Origin of the sequence: Nocardia amamiensis NBRC 102102, from assembly GCF_001612745.1 — a bacterium.
In the GTDB taxonomy this organism is placed as follows: Bacteria; Actinomycetota; Actinomycetes; order Mycobacteriales; family Mycobacteriaceae; genus Nocardia; species Nocardia amamiensis.
Map to the genome: position 1 here is coordinate 1 of NZ_BDBA01000307.1, position 7,805 is coordinate 7,805.

General features: G+C 67.6%; 8 protein-coding genes and 1 pseudogene. 4 read left to right on the forward strand and 5 right to left on the reverse strand.

What is annotated here, in order from left to right; genetic code table 11:
• A partial coding sequence (locus tag NA4_RS36295) for a hypothetical protein (protein ID WP_067480336.1) occupies positions 1-411 on the reverse strand: 411 nt, incomplete at its 3' end.
• 436 nt (positions 412-847) lie between these two features.
• On the opposite strand from NA4_RS36295, the gene NA4_RS36305 reads away from it, so the two are divergent.
• A complete protein-coding gene (locus NA4_RS36305; protein ID WP_067480318.1) occupies positions 848-1,426 on the forward strand; it encodes a DUF4282 domain-containing protein in 579 nt (192 codons plus the stop codon).
• 212 nt (positions 1,427-1,638) lie between these two features.
• Positions 1,639-2,517, forward strand: coding sequence for a helix-turn-helix domain-containing protein (locus tag NA4_RS36310; RefSeq protein WP_067480321.1), 879 nt, complete (start codon positions 1,639-1,641; stop codon positions 2,515-2,517).
• Positions 2,518-2,526: 9 nt separating this feature from the next.
• On the opposite strand, the gene NA4_RS36315 is transcribed toward NA4_RS36310, so the two are convergent.
• Positions 2,527-2,955: a MarR family winged helix-turn-helix transcriptional regulator gene (locus NA4_RS36315; RefSeq protein WP_067480324.1), complete on the reverse strand. Its 429-nt coding sequence runs from the start codon at positions 2,953-2,955 to the stop codon at positions 2,527-2,529.
• A gap of 85 nt (positions 2,956-3,040) precedes the next feature.
• Between NA4_RS36315 and NA4_RS36320 the strand changes: the two genes are divergently transcribed.
• Positions 3,041-4,507 (forward strand): MFS transporter, encoded by a 1,467-nt coding sequence (locus NA4_RS36320; RefSeq protein ID WP_067480327.1) that lies wholly within the window; start codon positions 3,041-3,043, stop codon positions 4,505-4,507.
• Between the two features lie 113 nt (positions 4,508-4,620).
• On the opposite strand, the gene NA4_RS36325 is transcribed toward NA4_RS36320, so the two are convergent.
• Both NA4_RS36325 and rfbA read right to left on the reverse strand, forming a co-directional pair.
• A complete protein-coding gene (locus NA4_RS36325) occupies positions 4,621-5,169 on the reverse strand; it encodes a dTDP-4-dehydrorhamnose 3,5-epimerase family protein (protein ID WP_067480330.1) in 549 nt (182 codons plus the stop codon).
• Between the two features lie 2 nt (positions 5,170-5,171).
• Positions 5,172-6,044: a glucose-1-phosphate thymidylyltransferase RfbA gene (rfbA, locus tag NA4_RS36330; protein WP_067480333.1), complete on the reverse strand. Its 873-nt coding sequence runs from the start codon at positions 6,042-6,044 to the stop codon at positions 5,172-5,174.
• A 225-nt stretch (positions 6,045-6,269) separates the two neighbouring features.
• On the opposite strand from rfbA, the gene NA4_RS36335 reads away from it, so the two are divergent.
• Positions 6,270-7,304, forward strand: coding sequence for an alpha/beta hydrolase (locus NA4_RS36335; protein WP_084497769.1), 1,035 nt, complete (start codon positions 6,270-6,272; stop codon positions 7,302-7,304).
• A 299-nt stretch (positions 7,305-7,603) separates the two neighbouring features.
• Here the strand turns inward: NA4_RS36335 and NA4_RS41805 are convergent.
• Positions 7,604-7,805: pseudogene (locus NA4_RS41805) on the reverse strand (hypothetical protein); the annotation flags it as partial.

Here is a 7,805-nt window from a genome sequence, read left to right on the forward strand (position 1 = left end):
GACCGGCGGTACCCAGCGGGCCTCGGCGGGCGCGACACCCCAGCAGGCCGAGCCGGCCGAGAGCTGGGTGGGCGGCAGCGGGATGCCGGCGCCGTCGCTGTACACGGTGGCGCCGGCCTCGCGCAGCGCCTGCAGCGCCATGGCGGCCTTGCGGACACCGGTGACCAGGTGGATCTCGCGACGCTCCGCGCCGGGGATCTCGATCACCGGGCCGGACAGGTTGTTGGCGCGCAGGAAGCGGCGGACCTCGCCGGCCAGTTCGCCGGTGACCTCGATGCCCGACAAGTCGTCATCGGTGATCAGGCTCAGACCGTTGGCCGTTTCGGCGACCGTCCATCCGCGCTGGTTGTAGTCCTGCGCAGCGGCGGTCATATCGGCCGCCGAGACGGAAGTCGGAAACGTGGTGCGCACTGTCTTCTCCATTCCCCGGTAGATCTCTGGGTCCTGCGTTCATGGGTCGTATCGCCAAGGGCTGCCAGGAGCGTTACGCGATCTTCGGAACAATTTTCCGGAGTGTCGCCTAGGTCTCATTTCCGAGCGGATCGACCGCGTACCCCCTGGCGTCCCGCCGTGGCTCGCAGGTACTGCTACGCAGCTACTTTCGGCCGCCGGGCTGAACACGCGCTGGGTCGAAGCTGTGAAACTGCTGGGGACGGTGTGATTGATGTTGCATGCGCGAAAACTTCCCGGTCACCCTCGTTTCCGGGCTGGATCGCGCCGCCGCGAACGAGGAGGATTCTCGGCATGAGTGTCAGCGAGGTGCAGGCATGAGTGAGCGCAGCGAGCGAATCATCGACACAGCGTGCGGGTCGCGCATGCCGGAGCCGAGCGTCAGCGAGGCGCAGGCATGAGTGTCAGGCCTGGAGCGGATGAATCGAACGACGCCGGAGTCCATGCCGGCGGCGGGCACCCGGAGGAGTTCGAGGCCGAGTCGCGATGGTTCGTACGGAAGGCGGCCGAGCGGTACGCTCGCGACGAGCCCGAAGAGGAACTCGCCGAGCCGTTCGGCAGCCCGCGGGCGTTCATGCAGTGGAGCGAGGCCGCCGCGCGCGCCCTGCTCGACGTGCAGTTCCATCGCCCGGCGACCCGTACGCTGCTGCCGCTGGCCTACATCCTCGGGTTGGTGTTCGCTATCGCCGTGCCGATCGCGCTGACCGTCTCGATGTGGCGGGTTTCGGCGGTGTTCGGCGTGCTCGCCGCGCTGCTCGGGGTTCCGCTCGGCCTGACCATCGCCGCGGCCGTGCGCCTGGTGCTCGAATTCCTGGTGAACGCCTCGCGTCTGGCGACCAGGGTGCAGCACATCAGCGAGCTGGCCGACGATCTGTTCCAAGCGCTGGCCGATGTGGCGGAGCCGGTCAACCAGCTCTCCGAAGACGTTCGGGCGGTGCAGTTCTGGCGTTTCCGCAAGCGCGCCCCGCGCAGGTAGACAGCGCGAAATACGTTGCGCGGCAGTCGTTTGGCGCCGAAGTGACACCGACCTGGCTGAGACACGCGCCGTGACCGGTGTTAGCTTCGCTGTGAACAATGCTGTTCGGATGGCCCCGAACATCCATCGGGGGTATCCGAGCAGGGTGGCCGCGCGCAGGCCGGATGTGATCGGTCGCAGCGCGGTCGGTGTACGGATAGAAGGGGGGAAGTATGGGTTTTTCGCAGGGGACCACCGGTTCGACCATGCCGCGGAGGCAACTCGGCCGCCAGCTTCGCGATCTGCGCAACCGCGCGGGGATGACCACGCGGGTGGCCGCGCAGCAGCTGGAGTGGTCGGAGGCGAAGATCTGGCGGATCGAGACCGGGCAGACCTCGCTGCGCAGTCTGGATGTCGAGGCGATGTGCAAAATTTACGGAGCGCCATCCGAACTGCTGGAACCGTTAACGGCGTTGGCCCGCGAAACCAAAGCCAGGGGGTGGTGGACCGCTTATGGCGACGTCATCCCGGAGGGCTTCGAGGTCTACATCGGGCTGGAGGAGGCGGCCGCCCGGCTGTCCACCTACGAGAACGAACTCGTGCCAGGCCTGCTGCAGACCGAGGGCTACACCCGCGCGGTGCTCTCGGCGGCCCATCCGGACCTGTCCGCCGACGCGGTGGACCGCCGGGTGCGGCTGCGTCAAGCCAGGCAGGCGCTGGTCACCCGAGCCGGCGCGCCGTTGCGTTTGGATGTCCTGATCAATGAGGAGGTCCTGTGGCGGAACATCGGCGGCCCGGTGGTGACCGCCGAGCAGCTCGATCACCTGCGCCGCATGTGTGATCTGCCGAACGTCCGAATCCGCCTGGTGCCCATGGATTCCGGGTATCACGAGGGGATGAACACGGGCAGGTTCGTGCTGCTGGAGTTTCCCGAGGTCGGTTCCGGCGAGCTGCCCGAACCGCCCGTGGTGTACGTGGAGGCGTTCACCGGATCGATCTACCTCGACAAAGAGCACGAGATCACGCGCTTCCGCGCGGCTTTCGCGAGTATCGAGGCCGTGACGGTGGACGCGCGCGCGGGCATCGAGAACATGCGCGCGGCGCTCGGATAGCGCCGCGCGTCAGCACCTGGGCGGGCCCGGCAACTCCCACGTTTCGTTCAGGACGGCCCGATGGGTGGGCAGCGCCTGCTCGTAGACTTCGCGGCCCTTGTCGGTCAGGCAGACGAACACAGCGCGGCGGTCTTCGGCGCACATCGTGCGCCGCACCAGGCCGTCGCGCTCCAGCCGGGCCACCGCGCGCGAGAGCGCGCTCTGGCTCAGGTAGATGTCGCCAGCCAGATCGCTCATGCGGTAATCGCCGCAGTTGGCGTCGACCAGCCGGTCCAACGTCTCGAACTCGCTGAGTCCGATGCGATGCCGGCCCTGTAGTGCTTTCTCCAGTGCACAACTCACCGCCGCGTGCCGGTCGAGCAGCGCACGCCACTCGCCGACCAGTCCGGCCGGCGCGGCGGTGCGCCGGGCCGTGTGCACCGTGGACGGCTTCGACATGGCCCCATCCTAGTGGTCCGCGCCATCGTATGCAATCGCATTAATTGTGTTGGCATTTAATGCACATGCATGTAATGTCCTCCGCATGACTTCACCAGCAACGCTCTCGGCCGCCCCGGCGACCGATCCGACCAGATGGTCCGCCCGGCTTTGGGGCATGCTGATCACGCTGTGCATCGTGCTGTTCCTCGATGGTCTCGACGTTTCGATGATCGGTATCGCGCTGCCGTCCATCGGAGCGGAACTCGATCTGTCCACCTCCACCCTGCAGTGGCTGATCAGTGGCTACGTGCTCGGTTACGGCGGTCTGCTGCTGCTCGGTGGACGCACCGCCGACCTGCTCGGGCGGCGCAAGGTGTTCCTGATCGCGCTGGCGGTCTTCGCCATCGCGTCGCTGGTCGGTGCTCTGGTCAGCTCCGGTCCGCTGCTGATCCTCACCCGGTTCGTCAAGGGCCTGGCCGCCGCGTTCACCGCGCCGACCGGCCTGTCCATCATCACCACGAACTTCGCCGAGGGACCGGCCAGGAACAAGGCGCTGTCCATCTACACCGTGTTCGGTGCGGGCGGCTATTCCATGGGCCTGCTGTTCGGCGGTCTGATGACCGGTGTCGGCTGGCGCTGGACCTTCCTGCTTCCGGTGCCGATCGCGCTCGCCGCGCTGGCCGCGGCCTATGTGCTGGTGCCCAAGGACAAGCCCGCCGAAGACGGCGGCCACGACCTGTTCGGTGCGCTGCTGTCCACCGCCGCGATGCTGCTGCTGGTCTACACCGTGGTCTCCGCGCCGGAAGCAGGCTGGGCCTCGGTCCGCACCATCGGCTCGTTCGTCGCGGTCGCGGTGCTCTTCGCCGGATTCGTCGCGACCGAGCAGCGTGTGCGTTACCCGCTGGTGCGCCTCGGCATCCTGCGCAAGTCCTCCCTGGTGCGTGCCAGTCTCGCGATCGTCGCGGTGGCCGGGTCCTACTTCAGCTGGCAGTTCATCGTGACCCTCTACCTGCAGGACACCCTGGGCTGGTCGCCGCTGAAGCTGGCGATGGCACTGCTGCCGGTGGGTCTGCTGGTCGTGCTGTCGGCGTTCTTCTCCGACAAGCTGGTCGACCGGTTCGGCACGGGGCCGGTGATCGCGATCACCCTGGTCGTGATGGCTATCGGCTACCTGCTGTTCCTGCGGCTGGACACCGCGCCGTCGTATCTGACCATGCTGCTGCCCGCGGTGCTGCTCATCGGCATCGGCTGGGTCGGCTTCCCGGCGATCAACATCCAGGCCACCAATGGCATCGATGACGACGAGCAGGGCCTGGCAGCAGGCGTGTTGCAGACCGCCATGCAGGTCGGCGCGGCCATCGTGCTCGCGGTGACCACGGCGATCATCTCCTCCGGCGCGCACGCGGACATCTCGGCGGCCGGGATGCTCGACACCTACCGGCCCGGCCTGGAGTTCGTCGCCGGTGTGTCCATCGTCGGCGCGCTCGTCGCCCTGCTGGCCTTCGTGCCGAAATATCGCGGGCAGCAGCAGGCGACCGCCGAGACGAAGGAGCTGGAACTCGTCAGCTGAACGCCGCGCGTCGAGCGCCGTCACCGCACCAGGTGGCGGCGCTTCGGCGTTTGTGGCCGGCTCGGCCGCCGCTCGGCCGGACGCGGGCTACGTCCGGATGCGCCTTGTGCGACTCAGGAGAAGGGCGGGGCCACAGTGTCTTTGGCGGAACGGATGAAGGTGAGCTCCTTGCCGTCGCGGCCGACCCGGGGCCACTCGATACCCAGCGTGGGGTCGAAGGCATCGATATCCCGGTCGAACTCGGGCTGGTACTCCAGCGAGCACAGATAGGTGACCGTCGACTTGTCCTCCAGCGAGAGGATCGCGTGCCCGAGGCCCTCGGACAGGAACACCGACCGCCGGTCGACGTCGTCGAGCAGCACGCTGTCCCAGCGCCCGTAGGTCGGCGAGCCGCGGCGCAGGTCGACGACCACGTCCAGGAACGCACCGCGCACACAGGTCACGTATTTCGCCTGACCCGGCGGATCCTCGGTGTAGTGGACGCCGCGCAGCACCCCGGCCGCCGAGACCGAGCAGTTCACCTGCCGCAGGTCGAACGCCCGGCCGGTCGCCTTTTCGAACTCCGAGGCCTTGAATCCTTCGAGGAACATGCCGCGATCGTCGCCGTGCTGGCGCGGGGTGATCACCCACGCGCCGGGCACCGCGAGTTCTCGGAACTCCATGCTCACCAGTCCCGTCCGCGTTCGAGCAAATCGAGCAGGTAGCGGCCGTAGCCGGAGCGGATCATCGGTTCGGCGAGCGCGCGCAGCTGCTCGTCGTCGATGAAGCCCATCCGCCAGGCCACTTCCTCGGGCACGCCGATCTTCAGGCCTTGCCGCTCTTCGATGGTGCGCACGTAGTTGGCCGCGTCCAGCAGTGAATCGAAGGTGCCGGTGTCCAGCCACGCGGTGCCGCGGGCCAGCACGTCCACGCGCAGCCGGTCCTGTTCCAGGTAGGCGCGGTTGATGTCGGTGATCTCGTACTCGCCCCTGGCCGATGGCCGCAGCGAACGGGCGATCTCGACGACATCGTTGTCATAGAAATACAGCCCGGGAATCGCGTAGTTCGACCGGGGCATCTTCGGCTTCTCCTCGATGGACACCGCGCGCCCCTCGGTGAACTCCACGACGCCGTAGGCGGTCGGATCCGAGACCCAGTAGGCGAAAACCGCGCCGCCGTCGATCCCGTGGAAGCGGCTGAGGCTGGTGCCGAGCCCGGGGCCGTGGAAGATGTTGTCGCCGAGCACCAGCGCGGCGCACTGGGTGCCGATGTGGTCGGCGCCGAGGACGAAGGCCCTGGCCAGGCCGTCCGGCTCGGGCTGGACCACGTAACTCAAGTCGAGGCCGAACTGGCTGCCGTCACCGAGCAGCCGCACGAACGCGTCGGCGTCCTCCGGTGTGGTGATCACCAGGATGTCCCTGATCCCCGCGAGCATCAGCGTGGATAGGGGGTAGTAGACCATGGGTTTGTCGTAGACCGGGACCAGCTGCTTGCTCACCCCGCGCGTGATCGGGTGCAGCCGGGAGCCGGTGCCGCCCGCCAAGATGATTCCGCGCATGGTTGGAGTCTGCCAGTTTCGCGGCGCCGGGATTCGATGAGGTTCCGAGTAGTCTTCGATTCGATTACGGACGTTTCGTTTCCCCCTGCGTCAGGCGATCCTGTTGCGTAGGTCACGTGTGCACGATGTTGTGATCGACATCGTGTGAGATGTCAGCGCCGACAGCTCGCCTGGGCGATCTCGGTCCGGTCGTGACTCGGCGCGCCAGTGTGAGGTAGGTGCGCGATGTCCGACCTTGATGCCCAGTTCGGGCGCCGGCATGGTGCGCGAGCCGCGGCCGGAGACGGCGAGCCAGGCGTGGTGATGAATCCGGAGGGTCCCAGCGCGCAATCACGCGTGCTGTTGGCGGCGTGCATGGGTGTGCTGCGGCCCGTGCTGCGGACGTTCCCGGTCACCAAGGCGACCATTCCGATCGGCGCCGCCTCGGTGAACGGGCTGGCATGGTTGCGGCCGGAGCCGCGCGGCGTCGACCGGGAGCAGGTATCACTGAACGGTTTCCACCTGGAGATCATCCGTCCGGCAGGCGCGGCGCGTGCGCTGCGGCATGGCGCGCTGCTCTACACGCATGGCGGCGGTTTCGCGATCTGCAACACCCGCAGCCATCGGCCGATCGCGGCGAGCCTGGCCCGCCGCACCGGCCTCCCGGTGGTCAACGTCGAGTATCGCCAGTTGCCCGGCCGACGCATCGAGCAGTCGGTGCGGGACTGCCTGACCGCCTACCGATGGCTGCTGCGCCACGGCGCGAATCCCGCGCGGATCGTCTTCGCGGGCGACTCGGCTGGCGGATACCTCGCTTTCGCGACCGCACTGCGTGCGCTGGCGGCGGGACTGCCCGCACCGGCCGGGCTGGTGGGACTGAGCCCGCTGCTGGATCTGGACTACTGCGCGAAGCGGGACTACATGAATGTCGCGCGCGATCCGTATATCCCGTTGTCGGCCTTGGAGGCGGTGGTGCGCATCGGTGCGGAGGTCGACGGTGTCCTCGATCCGGCCCTGTCACCGGTGAACGCGCCGCTGTCCGCGCTGCCTCCGGTGCTGCTGATCGCCGCCGAGGACGAGGTGCTGCGGTTCGACTGCGAGCTGATGACGCAGCGGCTCACCGCGGCGGGCGTGCCGAACGCGCTGGAGCTGTGGCGCGGCCAGGTGCACGCCTTTATGAGCATCGCGCCGAACCTGCCGGAGAGCAGGGCAGCGCTGGCGCGGGTTTCGCGGTTCGTGCGGGCCCGCATCGAGGACGAACAGCAGGCTCGGACGGCCTGACCGCCCGGCCTCTCCGAGGCGAGCCCCGCCCCGCATCTGAACGGGACGGGGCTCGCGTCCGTCCGGGCTCGTTCGACCAGGCCAGCTGCGACGTGCTTGCGCAACCCAGATTTAATTTCCAAATCGAAGTTATCGAACTTGTATACGGCAGGTCAGGGCCTTGCAAATAGTTGTGGTTCCCTATTTGTTCAGAATCTGTTCATCTTTGCCATAGCCGCCGTAAATAACGCAAAGCCCCGCCACGCGGTAGCGCGGCGGGGCTTTGCGTTGGTTTTTCAGTTGTGTGCGTTCAGCCGGTATTACTTGGCCGGCGCGTTGAACGGCTGGTTGATCGTCGAGAAGTACTGGATCGCGGCCATGATCGCGACCGGAGCGGTCACGAACAGCTGACCGGCCAGGGTGCCCAGGAAGCCGACCGCGGCCGCACCGGCGATGCAGCCGGCGATCGGGCCCGCGCCGAACAGGCCCAGCAGCGGCCCGGTCAGGACCAGGCCCGCGCCC